The following is an 18,723-nucleotide window of genomic DNA, read 5'->3' on the forward strand; positions in this document are numbered from 1 at the left end:
AGACTGTAAATCTGACGGCTCTGCCTTCGAAGGTTCGAATCCTTCTCTCACCACCATATGCCGCTTTAGCTCACCTGGTAGAGCAACTGACTTGTAATCAGTAGGTAATTGGTTCGACTCCGATAAGCGGCACCACTAAGAAGTTTAACTCCAAGAAATTGGAGTTTTTTTTATTTGTTTATCTTGGGTTATTAATTATTTAATGTAATAAAATTAAAGGAAAGTTTTATAAAAGAGAGTAGGTTTATTGTAGAATTTTATAGATTGATAGTAATAGGGTCGTTTGAAATACTTCAGAAAGGAATGAAAATAGATGTTTCGTAAGTTTATAAAATTATTATTTATATTTATATCTCTTCTCTTTGTGAGTTGTTCTTCAGTAAAAATAAGTGAAAAAGAAAGAAAAGTTAGAGTTGTTAAAATTTTAGATTTTCATGATGCTTGGAATGGGACACAATATAAATATGGTGGTACTACTCAAAATGGAGTTGATTGCTCTGGACTAATGCAAATTTTATATAGAGAACAATTTTGTATTGAATTACCTAGAACAACATGGAATATGTCAAAAAAAGGTGTTGAGATTAAAAAAAATAGTGAATGGGAAGTTGGGGATTTGTTATTTTATAAAATTGGACGTAAAAAGGTAAGACATGTAGGCGTTTATATAGGTGAAAATAGATTTTTACACGCCTCAACTTCGAAGGGAGTTATAATTTCTGAAATTAGTAATTATTGGCGTGATAATCTTTGGCAAGTAAGAAAAATTTTATAAAAAAAGGAAATTAATAAATAAATTAGTATACTTTATAGTAAAGTTATATTATGGAGGAAGTTATGAAAAAGTTAATATTATTATTGAGTGCAATTTTTATATTTATGGGTTGTTTTGGAAAAAAAGAAGATATATCATCTAAAATAGTTGGGAATAGCTATATTCTTCAAGAAGTTATCACAGATAGTGAAATTGATATAACATTTGAAGCTGACAGATTAGCAGGAAGCTCAGGAGTGAATAGATACTTTGCTAATTACACTTTAAATGGAGCTAAAATTACTATTCAAAGTCCAGGAGCAACTTTAATGATGGGTCCTGAAAATTTAATGATACAAGAGAGAGAGTATTTGAAAAATATTGAAGAAGCAAAAGAAGTTTTACTTACAGATAGTGGACTTACTATAATAACAAAATCAGATAAAAAATTAAACTTTATAAAAAAGTAAAATAAAAAAGATGGTTGTAAAATATAAAATACAACCATCTTTTTTTTTAATTTTTAGAACTTTAATTTGTTACACTATCTATTATTTTTTTAGTTATTGGATTAAAAATATTACTAATCTCTTCTTTGTTTTTTTCATATCCGTGAACTGAAAGATTACAGATACTTGATATCATCGGTAATTCTCCTAAAAGTAGTAAATTATTTTCTTCTAAGAACTTATCTGTAGATTCTCCGTTGAATAAATTTATTTTTGTTTCACATCCTGGACAAACAATATAGCTCATATTTTCGATTACTCCTAATATATCTATTTTCATTTGATTTGCCATTTTCACAGCTTTTGTAACAATCATAGAAATCATATCTTGAGGAACTGATACCATAACTATTCCGTTTAATGGTATTGATTGCATAACTGTTAAAGCAACATCACCAGTTCCAGGAGGCATATCTATTACTAGATAATCTAATTCTCCCCAAATAACATTTTCCCAAAATTCTTTTACAGCTCTTCCTATAATAGGACCTCTCCATAAAACTGGATCATTTTCATTTTCCACTAAAAAATTTAAAGATATTACTTTTATTCCGTCTTTTGTTATAACAGGATATATATCGTTTCCTTTTCCTTCAGCTCTTTTTCCTGTTAATCCCAGTAATCTTGGTATACTTGGCCCTGTTATATCAGCATCCATAATCCCAACTTTATATCCTTGTGCAACAAGTTGTTTTACTAATAGAGTTGAAACTGTTGATTTACCAACACCTCCTTTTCCACTCATCACACCAATTACTTTTTTTATTTTATTTGCAGGATTATTAATAATTCCGCAACTTGAAGATTCCTTTGAGCATGTTCCATTAGATGGGCATGAATTACAACTTGACATTACTAACCTCCGTATGAATTATTATGGTTATTTTATTATAATATTTTGTATTTGTCAATTTTTTTCTAAAAAAACAATTGACAAATACAAAAAAAAAGTGTAGATTTGTTTTGTGTATATGCACAAAACTTTTGGGTAGATGGAGACGATAAATTGGTAAGAAGAAAAAAGAAAAGAGAATGCAGGGATATAAATAACGAGATATTTTTTAAACCAGCGGATAGACCTTTAAATGAATTGGAAATTGTAAAAATAGAACTAGATGAATTTGAATCTCTAAGACTGTGTGATTATGAAGGGAAAAATCAAATAGATGCAGGCGAAATAATGAATGTTTCAAGAGGAACTATTCAAAGACTTCTCGAAAGTGGAAGAAAGAAAATTTTAGAAGCTTTACTTTATGAAAAAGTCTTATATATAAAAAATGATGATGAATATTTTAAAAAATTAAAAGAATTTAGTGTGAAAAAATTAAAAGAGATGATTAAAGAACCAGAATTGTTAAAAATAGCATTTCCAACTAATGTAGATTTAGAATTTGAAAATCACTTTGGAAGAGCATTAAATTTTATTATTATTACTTTTCATAATGGCGAAATAGTAGAAAGACAAATAATAAAAGCTCCACTTCATGGACCAGGAGTGTTTCCAAATTATTTATCGATGCTAGAGGTAGATGTAGTTATAGTGGGTTCAATAGGGCAGAGAGCAATAGAATATTTTAAAGAATTTGAAATAGAAATTCTTTTAGGAATGAACGATTCAATAGAAAAAACTTTAAAAAATATTTTAGAAAAATAAGGAGAAACCATGAAAGTAGGAGTTACAGTAGAAGAAGATTGTATAAGTACTAAGTTAGATGACAGATTTGGAAGAGCTAATTATTTTGCTGTATTAGAATTAGAAAATAATGAAATAATAAATATTGAGTTTATAAAAAATACATTTAAGGATGAAGTTTCTGGTGCTGGACAAAAACTAGCATTATTTTTGAAAGAAAATAATATTGAAAAAGTAATAGTTCCAGAACTAGGTCCGAAAGCAAAAATTGCATTAAAAAAATTAGAAATAAAAGCTTTTAAAAAAAATAATTCTAATTATTTAGAGGAGGCTATTAAAAATATAAAAGAAAATCAACTTGAAGATTATGCACTAGAAGATCTTTGCCTGAGAAAAGTGTAGTGTTATGAAAATATCAATTTTAAGTGGAAAAGGTGGAACAGGAAAAACTACAATTACAGCAAATTTAGCATTATCTTTGAAAAATTGTACAGTAATAGATACTGATGTAGAAGAACCAAATTTTAATTTATTTTTCAAGTCAAAAGATAAAAAGGTTTTTTCGGTTTATACAAAAGTACCTGAAATAGATAATGTTTTATGTAACTTATGTGGTGAATGTAGTGAATTTTGTAAATATTCTTCAATTTTCAATACGAAAAAATCGATTATAATTTTTGAAGAAAGTTGCCATAGTTGTTTAGGATGTAAAATAGTCTGTAAAGCTGAAGCAATTAAATTTAAAGAAAGAGAAATAGGTAAGATAATAACAGTGTGACACGTTTCGTAATAAAAAGTTACGGCATGTTAAAAGTAGCTTAGTGAAGTGAATTAACAGAGAACTATATTTTCGAGAAGTAGAATGAAGGAGTAACGCCCTGAAATGCTTCCTCTGATACTCCGATATGCGATTTAATTCTAACTAAATTAGACCGTATAAAGCTCGGTGAAGACGGTTGAGAGTTATCCCTAACAGGTAGGCTGAGGAAATGCGAACCAGAGGTGGTCGAGATAATGATAGATCGGGAGTCAATCTATATGGTAAGAATGCACAGAAGTGCTGACAAAGTTTCGAATGTACAGCTCTAAAATTTTATACAGCAGAAATGTTGTAACCACAAAATTGTGGTGTAAGTGGTGATTAGTAAAAATTGTTATTATGAAACTCGCTATACTGTTAAAGGCGGTATCCAGCTTACAGGGCTATAGAAACTACCTAAGTAGATTTAAGCATAGAAAATATGGAACGTGGAAAGCAAGACACAATAAGAACCTAGTTAGAGGGTTGGTGAATATAAGTTGAAGTAGGACGAAATTTCTTTAGTCTTGTGAGAGTAGGGGCACAGTACGAATGAAACCATAATAATAAGTGGTGGACGGATAGCCCTGAGTCAATAATTTTAAAATTGTTTTAATTTGAAATTATGATGGAACGCCGTGTGCGGTGAAAGTCGCATGCACGGTGTGGAGCAGGGGAAAAGGTGGTGATAACTTCAAAATCTTACCTATTGCTATAGTAAATATAATAACTTGAATATTTTATATGGAAAATTAAATATTGGTGAATTTTCTGGGGTTAAAATAATAAATGAACTAAAAGAAAAAGTAAAAAATGAAAAGTTAGTTTTAATAGATTGTCCACCAGGGACCTCTTGTTCTACAGTAGCTGCAGTTGAAGAAAGTGATTTTTCAATTGTTGTAGCAGAACCTACACCATTTGGGGTAAGTGATTTAAAGATGGTAGTTGAAATGTTGAAAAAAATGAATAAAAAATTTGGAGTTGTAATTAATAAAGCTGGATTAGGTAATGGTGAAATTTATAACTATTTAAAAAATAATAATATAAGATTATTGGAAGAGATTCCGTTTAATGAGGAAATAGCAAAATTGTATTCAAATGGACAATTATTTTTTGGTAAATGTGGAATATATTCACAAAAATTTCAAAATATAATTATGAAAATAAAAAATCAAGGGAAGTGGGATGTAGATGAAGCTGAATGAAATTGTAGTTATTTCAGGAAAAGGTGGAACAGGAAAAACTTCTTTAGTGGCTTCATTAATACCTTATATACCTAATTTAGTAATAGCTGATTGTGATGTCGATGCTCCAGATTTAGATATATTAATTCAATCTACATTAGAACAAAAAATAGATTTCTTTGGTATGAAAAAAGCTGATATAGATCAAAATAAGTGTATAAAATGTGGGAATTGTAGAGATAATTGTGAGTTTTTAGCAATAGATTCTAATATTAAAATAGATAAAATGAAATGTGAAGGATGTTCAGTTTGTACAATTGTTTGCCCTGTAAATGCTATTGAAATGAAAAATTCAGAAACAGGAACAATTTTTGAATCTAATTCAAAATATGGAAAGATGTTTCATGCAAGATTAATTCCAGGAGAAGAAGCTTCGGGAAAATTAATAACAAATGTCAGAAAAATGGCAAAAGAGTTTGCAATAAAAAATTCAAAACAAAATATAATAATAGATGGATCTCCTGGAATAGCTTGTAATGTTATAAGTTCAATAATGGGTGTGAAAAAGGCAATAGTTGTTACAGAGCCCACAATATCAGGTTTACATGACTTAAAAAGAATAGTTGAACTTTTATTAAAGTATCCAATAAAAATTATTGTAGTTATTAATAAATATACATTTTCATTAGAAAAAACAGAAGAGATTGAAAGATATTGTATGGGAAATAGAATAGAAGTAGAGTTGAAAATACCATTTGATAAGAGAATGCTAGAATCTATTTCAAATCTTCAAATACCTTCACTATCACAAAAAGAATTTTTTGAAAACATTGGTTTTTTTAAATTTATAGAAAAAATAAAGGAGTGATTTTTATGAACGAAATAAAAATAGTTTTTCCAACAAATGATTTGAATACGGTTGAGTCTCATTTTGGGCATTGTTCTCATTTTAAAATTTTCAAAATAGAAGGTAATGAGGTAGTAGGATTTGAAGTGCATAAAACTCCAGTTCACGAACCAGGAGCGTTTCCTAAGTATTTAGGAAATCTTAATGTAAATGTAATTATAACAGGAGGAATGGGGCAGAAAGCTATAGATTTATTTAAAGCTCAAAACATTGATGTAATTTTAGGAGCCGCTGGAAATATAGAAGAAGTTTTATCAGTTTACTTAAATGGATTATTAAATTCAAATGGAACTCCTTGTACTCATAATCATCATTAAAAAAAATTCTGCTACATTTTTGTAGCAGAATTTTTTTCTGAATTTGACATTTTAGTTTTTAGATACTATACTTAAATGCAGTGAAAAAAAGTTTTAGTGAGGAAAATTATGAATAATAAGTTAAAAGGAACAATTTGGATGTGTGTATCAGCATTTGGAATGGCTTTAATGGGGGCGACTGTTAAATTCATTGGAAGTGATATTTCTACTTTTGAAAAACTTTTTTTTAGAAACCTAATAGGAGTTGTTATTTTACTTTTTAGCATAAAAGGGCAAAAAACAAGTGTTTGGGGTAGTAGTAATAAAAGTAGATTATTTATAGTTTTTAGATGTGTTGCAGGGTTAACAGGTGCAGTTTTATATTTTTACTCTATAAATAAACTTTATTTAGCAGATTCATCTTTGTTGAATAAACTCTCGCCATTTTTTATAGCTATTTTTGCTTCGATATTTTTAAAAGAAAAATTAGAGAAACATCAAATTTTAGTATTGATTTTTATTCTTTTTGGAGCATTGTTAGTTATTAAGCCTAAATTTAGTTTTGAAATGTTACCAGCATTAGCTGGCTTTTTATCAGCTATTTTTGCAGGTGGAGCATATACTTTGCTTCGATATTTAAGAACAATGGAAGAGCCATCAACTCTTGTTCTCTGGTTTTCAGCATTTTCAATGTTTGGAATGATTCCACCTATGCTTGTTCAAGGATTTGTAATGCCTAATAAAGTTCAGTTGTTTTATTTAATATTAACGGGTGTTTTTGCAACTGTTGGACAAATTGGTTTGGCTTATGCTTATAAATATGCTCGAGCTAGTGATGTTTCGATTTATCAATATTTAAGTATTATATTTTCTGCTATAATTGGATTTATGTTTTGGAAAGAGATTCCAGATATTTATAGTTTTATTGGAGGATTTATTATAATCGGAGCAGCTATATTTAATTATAAATTATCAAAAAGATGATTGTATTTTATTACAACATCTTTTTTTAATTTTGTTGTTATATAAAAAAAAGAGCCCGAAGGCTCTCTAAATTATTCAACAGTAACTGATTTTGCAAGATTTCTAGGTTTATCAACATCAATTCCTTTTTGAACTGATGTGTAGTATGATAAAAGTTGTAAAGGAATAACAGCTAATAAAACAGAGAAAACATCTTCGATATCTTCTACTCCAATAAATTCATCTGATGCTTCAATAGCTTCTTTACAAGAATTTTTAGAGATTGTTGTGATGTGTGCTCCTCTAGCTTTTAATTCTTTTATATTTGAGATTGTTTTTTCTAAAAGGTTTGATTGCATAGCAACAACTACAACAGGTGTTCCAGGCTCTATTAAGGCGATAGAACCATGCTTTAACTCTCCAGCAGGAAAAGCTTCAGTGTGTATATATGTAATCTCTTTCATTTTTAGAGATCCTTCTAAAGCAGTAGCAAAGTCTACTCCTCTACCAATATAGAAACCGTTATGCTTATCTTTCATAAAATTAGCAACAGTTTTAATCATATCAGTATTCTCTAAAGTTTTTCTAACTTTTTCAGGAACTTTATAAAGAGAAGCGATTAATTGAGCTGCTTTATCTTTCTTTATTAAACCTTTTTTTTCACCTAGGTATATAGAAAGAAGTTGGAATATTATAACTTGAGTTGTATATGCTTTTGTAGATGCAACTGCAATTTCAGGTCCAGCCATAGTATATATAGTGCTATCAGCTTCTCTAGAAATAGTAGAGCCAACAACATTTGTTATAGCTAATGTTTTGGCTCCTCTAGATTTAGCTTCTTTTAAAGCAGCTAATGTATCTAAAGTTTCACCAGATTGACTTACAAAAATAGCTAATGTGTTTTCATCAACAAAAGGATTCATATATCTATACTCAGAAGCAATCTGTACAAAAGAGTTTGTTCTAGCTAGTTCTCTTAGAGCGTATTGTCCTTGTAAGCCAGCATGAAAAGCTGTTCCACAAGCGACAATATGAATCATATTGAATTGCTTAATCTCTTCATCAGATAAAACATCAGAAAAATCAATAATTCCATCATGGATTCTTCTATTTAAAGTTTCCTCTATTGATTTTGGTTGTTCAAAAATTTCTTTTATCATAAAATGAGGGTATCCACCTTTTGTAGCTTGTTCATAATCCCATTCGATAACTTTAATCTCTCTCTTTACAGAGTTTAAAGCTTTGTCAAAAATTTCGATAGAATCTTTCTTTAATCTAGCAAAGTCTCCATCTTCTAAAAAATACACATTCTTTGTATATTTTAGAATTGCAGGAACATCAGATGCAATAAAGTTTTCACCTTCACCAATACCAATAACAAGTGGGCTATCTTTTCTTGTACAAATTATTTCATTCTGGAAGTCCTTGTGAATAATTCCAAGTGCATAGCTACCTCTTAGTTTTTTAACAGTTTCAGTAACAGCTTTGAAAATATCTCCCTTATATACTGAGTGAATAAGATGAGCAACTACTTCAGTGTCTGTATCAGAAGTAAACTTATATCCTTTATTTATAAGTTCTTCTTTTAAAGATGAGTAATTTTCAATTATTCCGTTGTGGACAACAGCAATAGACATATCTTCGCTATAATGAGGATGAGAGTTTCTATCAGAAGGTTCTCCATGAGTAGCCCATCGAGTATGACCTATTCCAATATGAGATTTTAAATCAATGTTTTCAAGATGATCTACTAGATTAACTAGTTTGCCTTTTTTCTTTTCAACTCTGATTTTAGAATCTTTTATAACGGCGATGCCAGCAGAATCGTATCCTCTGTACTCTAATTTCTCAAGTCCTTGTAAAACTACGCTTTTTGCATCTCCTTTTCCTATGTAACCAACAATTCCACACATAAAAAAATCCTCCTTAAAATATTTAATTTTCAATGTACTTAATATTCAAGAAGAATCACTACTTACCTTCTTTTGTCCTAAAAGTCACCTTTTAGATTTGTAGAAGGTCTTAGGTTGTAGTAACCTCTGAGATATCCGCCGAATGTTCGATAATCTCAGTCCTCGTCAACTTAAAAAGTTCTGGCGCTTATTAACTTTTAATTTTCTAGAATATTAAAGATAATTTATCTTAACATAACTTTAAAAAAGTTGCAATAAAAAATATTTTATAAAAAATAAAAAAACTTATTGACTTTCTGTTGAAAAAATGGTACTATTATTTTGTTGAGAGCGAAAGCGATCAGCCTGGGTGGCGGAATAGGTAGACGCACGGGACTTAAAATCCCGAGCTATCTGATAGCGTGCCGGTTCGATTCCGGCCCCAGGCACCAATAAATTGTGGTGGTTGTAGTTCAGTTGGTAGAGCGCCAGTTTGTGGATCTGGTTGTCGCGGGTTCGAATCCCGTCAGTCACCCCAACAAAAAAACTTAATAGAAACGCGTCATTAGCTCAGATGGTAGAGCACACGACTTTTAATCGTGTTGTCACTGGTTCGAGCCCAGTATGACGCACCAAATGGGGTGTCGCCAAGCGGTAAGGCAACAGACTTTGACTCTGTCATGCGTTGGTTCGAATCCAGCTACCCCAGCCATATGCCTAGATAGCTCAGTTGGCTAGAGCACCCGGTTCATACCCGGGCGGTCGAAGGTTCGAATCCTTTTCTAGGCACCATTTTTAAGCTTTTTAAGCACAGAGTAATCTGTGCTTTTTTTTACAAGAGGAGGAATATTTATGGAAATGATAATAAAAGAATTAAAGAATGAATTATCTTATCAAGTTAGGTTAGATGCTATAAATAAAATTAAAGAATATGATTTAAATGATGAAAATTATACGAATATAAAAGAATTAATTATAGAATTAGCTTTAAATGATAGAGTTTTTGCTGTAAAGCAAGCTGCTTTTTTACTTTGTCAAAAAAATAAGCTTCAAAAAAATGGTGAAGTTATTAATCTAGGAAAAAAGAATACAGGATATTCTCCAAATGATATTAGAAAAATGTTCTTAAAAATAAAAAGAGAAACAGAGATGCAAGAGTTAAAATTAGATATTTTTAAACAGGAATTTCAAAGAATTGCACCTAAAATGTATGATGTTATGTTTTATGAGCATATGTATTTTGATAATTGGATAAGAGGAATTTACAAATATTTATCAAAGTAATAATATAGTTAAGTAATGCGCACAGAGTAATCTGTGCTTTTTTTTACTTATTTTTCCAATTTTTAATTTTATCATTAATTCTTTTAGTGATTTCATATGTATTTTGAGCTGTTAAAAGTTCAGAAATAAGGCAAGCTGATTTTGCTCCTTTTGAAAGAATTAGGTCTAAATTAGTTTCTTTTATACCGCCAATAGCTGTATATGGAATTTCAATATTTTTTTGAACATCTTCTAAAAACTTTAAAGTTAAGGGAGTACCAGCGTCTTTTTTTGTATTGGTTTCGAAAATAGGACCAACTCCAATATAATCAGCTCCATCAAGAACAGCTTTTTGGGCTTCTTTTAAATTATGTGTTGAAATTCCAATTATTTTATTATCTCCTAAAAGTTTTCTAACTTCTTTTATAGGTAAATCGTCTTGTCCTATGTGAATTCCATCAGCATCAACAAGAAGAGCTATATCCAAGTGGTCGTTTATTATAAAAATAGCATTGTATTTCTGAGTCAATTTTTTTAAATCTCTTGCTTCAGATAATATTTTTTTTAAATTTCTACTTTTTTCACGATATTGTATAATTTGAACTCCACCTTTTAAAAGATCTTCACAGTAGTCTAAAAATTTCTTATTTTTACTGCACTCTGAATCGGTTATTGCGTATACTCCAACAGGCAATTTAAAATTTTTCATATCTCCTCCGTTAAATATAGATTATGAAATAAGTTTACAACAAAATAGATTTAAATGAAAGAAAAAAAGAAGAGTTTTAAACTCTTCTTCTAATTTATAAACTTAAATTGTTGTTGTTCCCCATCTTCTTGAAATTATAATTACAAAATTACCTTTAAAATTAAATCTTGAACAAACATCTTTTAAACGAAATCTAACTTCGTTTCTAATTTCAACTTCATTGTTTCCAGCAAAATCTCCAAAAAGAATATTAGTTGGAAGTGGAATAAACTTTGAAGTTGAAGACTCAGAAGAAATTATGTGTTTGAATAGCCCTATTTTTTCAACTTCTTGACAGAAATCATTATACTTTTCATTATTTTTTAAATCAAATGAAACAAAAACACAAGCCATAGAAATCACCTCTTTAGTTATATTATAACCTAAAATGTAATAAATAGCTATGTTTTTAAATTTTTGAACGTCTATTTACATAAAAATATTGTATAAATAAGAGATATAAACTGTTAAAAAAAGTAATCCGTGAATTCTATTTAATCTATAATGTCTTAAAACAAATGCTAAAAGTAAAAGAGATGAAACCATATTTAAGATTAGGTCAATAAAAGCTCCAGAACTAATATCTATTGGTGAAATTACAGCAGAAACTCCAAGTATAAGGAATGTATTGAAAATATTTGAACCAACAACATTTCCGATTGCTATATCTGTATTCTTTTTTAAAGCCGCTATAATAGATGTAGCGAGCTCTGGAAGTGATGTTCCTAATGATACAACGGTTATAGATATAACTCTTTCTGAAATTCCAAAATTCCGAGCTAAATCAACAGCTGATTCAACAATAAATTTACCACCGAAAACTAAAAGTATAAAACCTAAAATAGTAACTCCTATAGCAATTGGTAAAGTATAGTTTTTTACTTCTAATTCACTTTCCTCTTTATTTGTAACTGTTAAATATGTGTTATATAAAAGAAATAAAATGAAAAATCCAAGTAGAATAAAGCCATCTATTTTTGTTAAAATTCCATTTTTAGATAGGACATAAGTTAAAACCGCTGCAAAAAGAGCAATTGGAATTTCATATTTAACAGTATTTCTAGCAACTGTTAAAGGATAAATAAGAGCTGTAATTCCTAAAATTAGTAAAATGTTAATTATATTACTACCAACAACATTTCCTAATGTAATAGCAGATTTACCATTTAAAGCTGAAATAACATTTACAACTAATTCAGGTGCAGAAGTACCAAAAGCTACAATAGTCAAACCAATAACTATATTTGGAATATTAAATCTTTTAGCTATGACAGAAGCACCATCAACTAAGAAATTAGCTCCAAAAACTAAAAATATTACACCTAAAAATAAAATAAGAACTGTGAGCATAAAATCCCTCCTAGAATAAAAATATTAAACATTACTATATAAATAGTATACAAAACCTATGTATGGAGATCCAAGTAAAATTAGTTTAGTTGTTTTACTGCTTTTAAATAAGAAAGCTAAGCTATAACAAATAGAACTTAGAATAAGGAATGTAAATATATATGAAACTTCTGAAAAGTTTATTTTTATATTTACTCCAGCAACTGCTATTATAAATCCAAGACAAATTAGAATGTCGAAAGAGTTACTGCCAACTGCATTTGCTATTGAAGCATCTAATTCGCCATTTTTAGCGCTTTTAATAGAAAGTAGAGCATCTGGTATAGATGTAACTCCTGCCAAGATTACTAACGACATAATCAATCTTGAAACACCAAAATGGGTTCCGATATTAGATGCACCTATAATACACCAGTGAATAGCATAACCAATAGGAATCAAAGAAGCAATTGTTTTAAGCCATAAAACTTTTATAGATTCTTCAACACTGCTAGTCTCATCTTCAATTTTGTCTAAAATTTCTTCTTTTTTACCTGTTTTTACTAAGTAGATAGCATATACTATATACAATCCAGTCATTAATATTCCTATTTTAGAAGTTAAAACTCCAGTTTTCGAAGCGAAAAATAATATAGCAACTGAAACTAAGTATACTCCTAAATCTCTTAACAAAGCTTTTTTATTGATCTCTATGTTCTTCAGCTCTTTTGAAGATACAAAAAGAATAGATAGAAATGGAATTATCAATATATTAAAAATTGCAGATCCACCAATTGTACCGACACCAACATCGGAAAATGCACTAACATCATTACTAAAAACTAGCAATATTGCAGCAGCAGCACTAGTTATAAATTCAGGCATAGATGATGAAACTCCATCTAATAAAACTCCTCTAACGTTAGGTGCAATATTAAGTTTTAATGCTAATTTTCCAATATTATCTCCCAACATATCAGAAAACTTATTTATAACAGCACAAGAAACAACTAAAATTAAAAAACTACTAAAGATACTCATTTTTCCTCCAATTAATTTTGTTAAACTAAACTTTTAATCCATTTGAATGATGTAACTCGCGGGTAAGTTATAACACATTTTACAAGTTCTTCTAAACAAATTATAAAGTATAGTGTTGTAATAGATAAACCTGGAATAAAGTGAATCGCTGCAAAAGCGAGTGGGATTCCTATAATCCAAATTCCAATCATTTCGGTTCCAATTGCATAAATAACATCTCCACCACCTCTTAATGTGCCTATAACTTGTATAATAGCATAAAATCTTGCAGGAATAAAGAGAGCCATTATTTTTAATACTATAATCACATTTTTTGAAGTTTCTGGAGTTACTTTAAATGCTCCTACAAATATAGGGGACAAGAAAAAGAATAGAACTCCAATAACAATTCCTAATAAAACTCCAAATTGTGAAATTTTAATAGAAGTATTATAAGCTTCATCTTTTTTACCTTCTCCAATTTTATTACCAATTATAATAGCTGAAGCAGCTCCAATACCAATACCAAAAATATTAAACATATTATTAACAGTAATAGCAATTTGCATAGTAGCAGTTGCATTTACACCTAATTTTGAATATGCGATAGAGTATGTTGAGATCCCAAGAATCCACATAATATCATTGAAAATAACAGGAGATGCAATTTTAAAAAATTCTTTTAATTTAAAAATAGAAATAGTTTTTAAACTAGTAAATTTTGTAGCAATACTGTTATCATATTTATAGATCATAAATAAAACAAAAGCTAACTCAATAGATCTAGAGATTGTAGTTCCAAGTGCTGCACCAGCAACGCCCATTTTAGGAGCTCCAAATTTACCAAAAATAAATAGATAGTTTAAAATACCATTGAAAGCTATACCAATTATACTACCATACATCGGAAGCTTTGTTTGAGCTGTACTTCTAAGAGCCATTGAATAAGCTAAAGTTATAGATGAAATAATATAACTAACTGCAACAATTCTCAGATAGCTAACTCCTAAATTTGTAACAATAGGATCTTTTAAGAAAATATGAATTATATTTTCTGGAAAAATAATAGCTGCTGCACAGAAAAAGATAGAAACAAATACTGAAATAATTAAAGATAAATCTAAAAATTCATGAATTTTTTTGACGTCTTTTTTACCCCAAAGCTGAGACATGAATATAGATGCCCCCATTCCAATACCTGCAACCGAATAGAAGAAAATCATATAAAACTGATTTGCCAATCCAACAGCCGCGATTTCATTTTCTCCTAATTTACCTACCATAATGTTATCAAGTAAATTTAAAGATGCTGTTATTAAACTTTGTAAAATAATCGGAATGGCTAAAGCCATTAACATTTTGATAAAACTTTTTTCAAACTTTAACTTTTGAAACATAATCACTCCTTTTTAAAACAAAAAACAGATGGGTTATAAGCTGCCCATCTGCTTTAGTTTTATTATATTATATTTTGTTACTTTTTCTTTTTAGATTTAGATTTTGTTTTAACTTTAGCTTTTGTTTTTTTATTATTATTTTCATGAGTATATTCAAGATGAGATTTTATATGCTCATATTTTTGGATTAAGATTGGATTTTTTGCAACTGAAAAACCAAATTGTCCAATTGGTTTTTTAGCCATTGGGAAATATTCACCATGGCAATAGTTGATTAAATTAGCCCATTCAAAATGTATTTTCCCTTTTTCATCAATAATCTTTTTATTAATATGAGAGCCAACAACCTCTGCTAAAAATAGATCGTGAGTTCCTAAAGGTATTATTTGTTTTACTTTACACTCTATATTAATTGGAAACTCTTCTATATAAGGAGAAGATATATGATGACCTGGTTTCGCTGTAAGCCCTAGATGTTTTAATTTATCAACATCTCTTCCAGATATAACCCCACAGTAATCAGTTTCTCTAACTTGGAAAGTGCTTGGTAGATTAACAGTAAACTCCATAGTTTCTTTAATATACTCATATGATAATCTTTCTGGTCTTATTGAAATTGAAAGCATAGGTGGATTAGTACAAATTGTTCCTGTCCATGCAACAGTAAAAGCATTTTCTTTACCATCTTTATTTTTAGATGTGATAACTACAGCTGGAACGGGATTTAAAACTACACTTCCTTTAAAAATTTCTTTAGTCATTTTGTCTCCTTATGATTTTTATATCGTATCTCATATTATACATCAATAATTATTCAATGTCTAGTTTCATCAGTTAAAAAAAGGTTGTAAAATTAAAAGAAATGTTATACTAATATAGAATATTAAAATAAAAAGAGGTGTAAAAATGAAAAAATTAAGATGTGATGTTGGATTTGCAGATAGTTTGTTTTTTTTATTAGGATGGACACTATTAGTTGTAATAACTTTTGGTTTAGCTTCGCCATTCTTTTTATTCTCACTAATAAAATTTATGATAAATAAAACTGTAGTAGTGGAAGAGTAGATAAAATATTTATTTGAAAGACAAGGAGTGTAGAAAATGAAAAAAATATTATTGTTATCAATTTTATCAAGTTTGTTTTTAATGGGTTGTTCAAATCTAGGCTCAAACACAATAGGTTCAACAACAGTTGGAGCAGGAGCAGGAGCGCTTTTAGGACAAGCAATTGGTGGAGACACTGGAGCTACTCTTTTGGGAGCGGGAATAGGAGCAGCAGCAGGAGCTTTAGTAGGATCAGTCCAAGATCAAACACAAACTATAAAAGATGTGAATGCAAAGCCTCAGTATAATAATCAATACAATCAACCGCAGTATAACAATCAACAAAACAACAAACCGTATTATAGCCAACCATATACTCCATCATATTGACATAAACCCTCTATAGTTATATAGAGGGTTTTGTTTTTAAAATAGTTTTATTTTAAAACATAAAACTTTAAAAAGGTTTGACTTGTACAAAATCATTATGTATAATTATGATAAATATGTATCTTATTAATGGTTAATTAAGATTAGGAGAAAAAAATATGAAACATAAAAAAATAATGGTTGTAGGAACATCTTCTGGAGCAGGGAAAAGTATAACAGTAACAAGCTTATGTAGAGTTTTTTTTAAAGATGGATATAAAGTGGTACCTTTTAAATCACAGAATATGGCATTAAATTCTTATATAACAAAAGATGGCCATGAAATGGGAAGAGCTCAAGCAGTTCAAGCAGTTGCTTGTGAGGTAGATGCTCATTACACTATGAATCCAATTTTATTAAAACCAACTGGTGATAGAAAAATTCAAATTATATTAAATGGAAAATCTATTGGCAATATGGGTGGATTAGAGTATGGAAAATATAAAATAAAATTAAAAAAAGATATATTGAAAGCTTATAAAGAACTTCAAAATAAATCTGAAATTATTGTTATAGAGGGTGCTGGAAGCCCTGTCGAAATAAATATAAAGCAAGATGATATTGTAAATATGGGACTTGCAGAGATGGTAGATTCTCCAGTTATACTTGTTGCTGATATAGACAGAGGGGGAGTATTTGCTTCGATTTATGGGACAATATCTCTTATGGAACCCGAAGAGAGAAAAAGAATAAAAGGTGTTATAATAAATAAATTTAGAGGAAATGTAGATATATTAAAACCAGGTTTAAAAAAAATAGAAGATTTAACAGGAGTTCCGATATTAGGAGTTATGCCATATTTTGAACTAGATATAGAGGACGAAGATGGTGTAACTGAAAAATTTAATAAATTAAAATCAAAGTCTAGAAATATTACAATTTCAGTTATAAAATTGAAGCATATATCTAACTTCACAGATATAGATCCTCTAATAGCAGTTAAAGATGTAAATATTAATTATGTTACATCTTTTCATGAGCTTGGAGATGAAGATTTAATCATTATTCCAGGATCAAAAAATACAATAGATGATTTAAAAGATATAAAAGAAAATGGAATAGCAGAAGAGATTATAAAACTTTCTAGAAAAGGAGTTCCAGTTATAGGTATATGTGGTGGATTCCAAATGTTGGGAGAAAAAGTTTCAGATCCTTATGAGATAGAGGGAGATATAAAAGAGCTTCCTGGATTAGGTTTATTAGATATAGAAACAGTTATGGAAAAAGAGAAAGTTACAACTCAATATTCTGGAATTTTGAAAAAGAGTGATGGACTTTTAAAAGGATTAGGTGACATAAAAATTAAAGGTTATGAGATTCATCAAGGAGTAACGAGTGGAAAAGAGATTTCTTGTACATCTGATAATAGATTAATAATAACCTTAAAAGATAATATTCTAGGAACTTATTTACATGGAATATTTCAAAACTATGAGTTTACAGATTTTATATTAAACAAAATAAGAGAAAAAAAAGGTTTAGAAAAGAAAACAACCAAAAAGAGCTTTGAAGAATATAGATTAGAAGAGTTAAATAAATTAGAGATTATATTTAGAGAAAATGTAGATATAGATGCTATTTATAAAATTTTGGAGGAAGAATAATGGATTTTAGTACAAAATTTATAATAGCATACGTTATGGATTTAATTTTAGGAGACCCACATTGGTTTTATCATCCAGTAAGGGTTATAGGAAAATATATTACTTTTATTGAAAGTAAAATTTATAACTTTAGTAATAAAAAGTTTTGTGGGGGAGTTTTAGCAATAGTTGTAATACTAACAACAGTTGCAGTATCATACTATATAAGTAAAGCGTCACAATATTTAGAAATATTTTTCCTTTATACAACTTTAGCAACAAAAAGTTTAGGAGCCGAGGGAATAAAGGTTTATAATATTCTAAAAAATGGAGACTTAGAAACAGCCCAAAAAGAGCTATCTTACTTAGTAAGTAGAGATACAGGAGAGATGGATGAAATCCAAGTTGTAAGAAGCACAATGGAAACAATAGCTGAAAATAGTGTTGATGGAATTATAGCTCCAATGTTTTATGCTTTTTTAGGAAGTTTTATTCAGATTGATGGAATCTCTTTAGCACTTCCTTTAGCAATGGGATATAAAGCTATAAATACTTTAGATTCTATGCTTGGATATAAAAATAAAAAATATATAGATTTTGGAATGGTTTCAGCAAAAATAGATGATGCTTTTAACTTTATACCTGCTCGGTTATCAGGTTTAATTATTATTCCAATCTCAACAATGCTTTTAGGAATGGGCTTAAAAAAACCATTAAAAATATTTTTTAGAGATAGAAAAAATCATGCTAGCCCAAATTCAGGACATCCCGAAGCAGTTTTTGCAGGTGCTATTGGAGTACAATTTGGAGGAAAAACAAAATATTTTGGTCAAGTTTATGAAAAACCAACAATAGGGGATAAATTAAAAGAATTTGAAAGAGAAGATATAAAGAAATGTTATAAAATAATGTTTTTAACATCTTTAGTGGGATTAGTACTATTTAGTGTTTTAAATACCTTAGTTTAATAAAA

22 protein-coding genes and 6 tRNA genes are annotated in these 18,723 nt (G+C 29.1%); 20 read left to right on the forward strand and 8 right to left on the reverse strand.

What is annotated here, in order from left to right:
* Positions 1-59 precede the first annotated feature (59 nt).
* From ACRCZX_RS00825 to ACRCZX_RS00835, 3 genes are all read left to right on the forward strand, one after another.
* Positions 60-135 (forward strand) — tRNA-Thr (locus tag ACRCZX_RS00825).
* Positions 136-313: 178 nt separating this feature from the next.
* Positions 314-775, forward strand: coding sequence for a C40 family peptidase (locus tag ACRCZX_RS00830; RefSeq protein ID WP_438581055.1), 462 nt, complete (start codon positions 314-316; stop codon positions 773-775).
* A 62-nt stretch (positions 776-837) separates the two neighbouring features.
* Positions 838-1,224, forward strand: a complete 387-nt coding sequence (locus ACRCZX_RS00835; protein WP_438581056.1) for an META domain-containing protein — start codon at positions 838-840, stop codon at positions 1,222-1,224.
* 61 nt (positions 1,225-1,285) lie between these two features.
* Here ACRCZX_RS00835 and ACRCZX_RS00840 read toward each other — a convergent pair whose 3' ends face one another.
* Complete coding sequence (locus ACRCZX_RS00840; RefSeq protein WP_438581057.1) at positions 1,286-2,116, reverse strand: Mrp/NBP35 family ATP-binding protein; 831 nt, start codon at positions 2,114-2,116, stop codon at positions 1,286-1,288.
* Positions 2,117-2,269: 153 nt separating this feature from the next.
* On the opposite strand from ACRCZX_RS00840, the gene ACRCZX_RS00845 reads away from it, so the two are divergent.
* The 7 genes from ACRCZX_RS00845 to ACRCZX_RS00875 all read left to right on the forward strand — a co-directional run bounded on the left by ACRCZX_RS00845 (position 2,270) and on the right by ACRCZX_RS00875 (position 7,066).
* Entirely contained in the window at positions 2,270-2,917 is a 648-nt protein-coding gene (locus ACRCZX_RS00845) for a DUF134 domain-containing protein (RefSeq protein WP_438581058.1), read from the forward strand.
* A 9-nt stretch (positions 2,918-2,926) separates the two neighbouring features.
* Entirely contained in the window at positions 2,927-3,298 is a 372-nt protein-coding gene (locus ACRCZX_RS00850) for a NifB/NifX family molybdenum-iron cluster-binding protein (protein WP_438581059.1), read from the forward strand.
* 4 nt (positions 3,299-3,302) lie between these two features.
* Complete coding sequence (locus ACRCZX_RS00855) at positions 3,303-3,674, forward strand: nucleotide-binding protein (protein ID WP_438581060.1); 372 nt, start codon at positions 3,303-3,305, stop codon at positions 3,672-3,674.
* 752 nt (positions 3,675-4,426) lie between these two features.
* On the forward strand, positions 4,427-4,900 hold the full coding sequence (locus tag ACRCZX_RS00860) for a P-loop NTPase (protein ID WP_438581061.1): 474 nt from the start codon (positions 4,427-4,429) through the stop codon (positions 4,898-4,900).
* The gene (locus ACRCZX_RS00865) at positions 4,887-5,747 is read left to right on the forward strand and encodes an ATP-binding protein (protein ID WP_438581062.1); all 861 of its coding nucleotides are present in this window, start codon (positions 4,887-4,889) and stop codon (positions 5,745-5,747) included. The genes ACRCZX_RS00860 and ACRCZX_RS00865 overlap by 14 nt, the downstream gene beginning before the upstream one ends.
* 5 nt (positions 5,748-5,752) lie before the next feature.
* Positions 5,753-6,103 carry a NifB/NifX family molybdenum-iron cluster-binding protein gene (locus tag ACRCZX_RS00870; RefSeq protein ID WP_438581063.1) on the forward strand — a complete coding sequence of 117 codons (351 nt, stop codon included), beginning with the start codon at positions 5,753-5,755 and terminating at the stop codon, positions 6,101-6,103.
* Positions 6,104-6,211: 108 nt separating this feature from the next.
* Positions 6,212-7,066, forward strand: a complete 855-nt coding sequence (locus tag ACRCZX_RS00875; protein ID WP_438581064.1) for a DMT family transporter — start codon at positions 6,212-6,214, stop codon at positions 7,064-7,066.
* A gap of 71 nt (positions 7,067-7,137) precedes the next feature.
* Here the strand turns inward: ACRCZX_RS00875 and glmS are convergent, their stop codons facing one another.
* Positions 7,138-8,958, reverse strand: coding sequence for a glutamine--fructose-6-phosphate transaminase (isomerizing) (gene glmS, locus ACRCZX_RS00880; RefSeq protein WP_438581065.1), 1,821 nt, complete (start codon positions 8,956-8,958; stop codon positions 7,138-7,140).
* 343 nt (positions 8,959-9,301) lie between these two features.
* Here glmS and ACRCZX_RS00885 point away from each other — a divergent pair.
* The 6 genes from ACRCZX_RS00885 to ACRCZX_RS00910 all read left to right on the forward strand — a co-directional run bounded on the left by ACRCZX_RS00885 (position 9,302) and on the right by ACRCZX_RS00910 (position 10,221).
* Positions 9,302-9,389: transfer RNA gene (locus ACRCZX_RS00885), tRNA-Leu, on the forward strand.
* 10 nt (positions 9,390-9,399) lie between these two features.
* Positions 9,400-9,475 (forward strand) — tRNA-His (locus tag ACRCZX_RS00890).
* Positions 9,476-9,496: 21 nt separating this feature from the next.
* A tRNA-Lys gene (locus ACRCZX_RS00895) sits at positions 9,497-9,572 on the forward strand.
* Between the two features lie 2 nt (positions 9,573-9,574).
* Positions 9,575-9,649 (forward strand) — tRNA-Gln (locus ACRCZX_RS00900).
* Positions 9,650-9,652: 3 nt separating this feature from the next.
* Positions 9,653-9,729: transfer RNA gene (locus ACRCZX_RS00905), tRNA-Met, on the forward strand.
* Positions 9,730-9,789: 60 nt separating this feature from the next.
* The gene (locus tag ACRCZX_RS00910; protein ID WP_438581066.1) at positions 9,790-10,221 is read left to right on the forward strand and encodes a hypothetical protein; all 432 of its coding nucleotides are present in this window, start codon (positions 9,790-9,792) and stop codon (positions 10,219-10,221) included.
* A gap of 43 nt (positions 10,222-10,264) precedes the next feature.
* Here the strand turns inward: ACRCZX_RS00910 and thiE are convergent, their stop codons facing one another.
* The 6 genes from thiE to ACRCZX_RS00940 all read right to left on the reverse strand — a co-directional run bounded on the left by thiE (position 10,265) and on the right by ACRCZX_RS00940 (position 15,455).
* A complete protein-coding gene (gene thiE / locus ACRCZX_RS00915) occupies positions 10,265-10,909 on the reverse strand; it encodes a thiamine phosphate synthase (protein WP_438581067.1) in 645 nt (214 codons plus the stop codon).
* A 102-nt stretch (positions 10,910-11,011) separates the two neighbouring features.
* Positions 11,012-11,302: a hypothetical protein gene (locus ACRCZX_RS00920; protein WP_438524781.1), complete on the reverse strand. Its 291-nt coding sequence runs from the start codon at positions 11,300-11,302 to the stop codon at positions 11,012-11,014.
* Between the two features lie 75 nt (positions 11,303-11,377).
* Complete coding sequence (locus tag ACRCZX_RS00925; protein WP_438581068.1) at positions 11,378-12,298, reverse strand: calcium/sodium antiporter; 921 nt, start codon at positions 12,296-12,298, stop codon at positions 11,378-11,380.
* Positions 12,299-12,322: 24 nt separating this feature from the next.
* Positions 12,323-13,318 carry a sodium:calcium antiporter gene (locus ACRCZX_RS00930; protein WP_438581069.1) on the reverse strand — a complete coding sequence of 332 codons (996 nt, stop codon included), beginning with the start codon at positions 13,316-13,318 and terminating at the stop codon, positions 12,323-12,325.
* A 20-nt stretch (positions 13,319-13,338) separates the two neighbouring features.
* Positions 13,339-14,694 carry an MATE family efflux transporter gene (locus ACRCZX_RS00935; RefSeq protein WP_438581070.1) on the reverse strand — a complete coding sequence of 452 codons (1,356 nt, stop codon included), beginning with the start codon at positions 14,692-14,694 and terminating at the stop codon, positions 13,339-13,341.
* Positions 14,695-14,771: 77 nt separating this feature from the next.
* Positions 14,772-15,455: a flavin reductase family protein gene (locus tag ACRCZX_RS00940; RefSeq protein WP_438581071.1), complete on the reverse strand. Its 684-nt coding sequence runs from the start codon at positions 15,453-15,455 to the stop codon at positions 14,772-14,774.
* Between the two features lie 145 nt (positions 15,456-15,600).
* Between ACRCZX_RS00940 and ACRCZX_RS00945 the strand changes: the two genes are divergently transcribed.
* From ACRCZX_RS00945 to cbiB, 4 genes are all read left to right on the forward strand, one after another.
* The gene (locus ACRCZX_RS00945; RefSeq protein ID WP_438581072.1) at positions 15,601-15,759 is read left to right on the forward strand and encodes a DUF6693 family protein; all 159 of its coding nucleotides are present in this window, start codon (positions 15,601-15,603) and stop codon (positions 15,757-15,759) included.
* 36 nt (positions 15,760-15,795) lie between these two features.
* The gene (locus ACRCZX_RS00950; protein WP_438581073.1) at positions 15,796-16,128 is read left to right on the forward strand and encodes a YMGG-like glycine zipper-containing protein; all 333 of its coding nucleotides are present in this window, start codon (positions 15,796-15,798) and stop codon (positions 16,126-16,128) included.
* 158 nt (positions 16,129-16,286) lie between these two features.
* Positions 16,287-17,771 (forward strand): cobyric acid synthase, encoded by a 1,485-nt coding sequence (locus ACRCZX_RS00955; RefSeq protein ID WP_438581074.1) that lies wholly within the window; start codon positions 16,287-16,289, stop codon positions 17,769-17,771.
* Entirely contained in the window at positions 17,771-18,718 is a 948-nt protein-coding gene (gene cbiB / locus ACRCZX_RS00960) for an adenosylcobinamide-phosphate synthase CbiB (protein ID WP_438581075.1), read from the forward strand. Before ACRCZX_RS00955 ends, cbiB begins: the two co-directional genes overlap by 1 nt.
* Positions 18,719-18,723 lie beyond the last annotated feature (5 nt).

Origin of the sequence: Cetobacterium sp., assembly GCF_051658645.1 — a bacterium.
In the GTDB taxonomy this organism is placed as follows: Bacteria; Fusobacteriota; Fusobacteriia; order Fusobacteriales; family Fusobacteriaceae; genus Cetobacterium_A.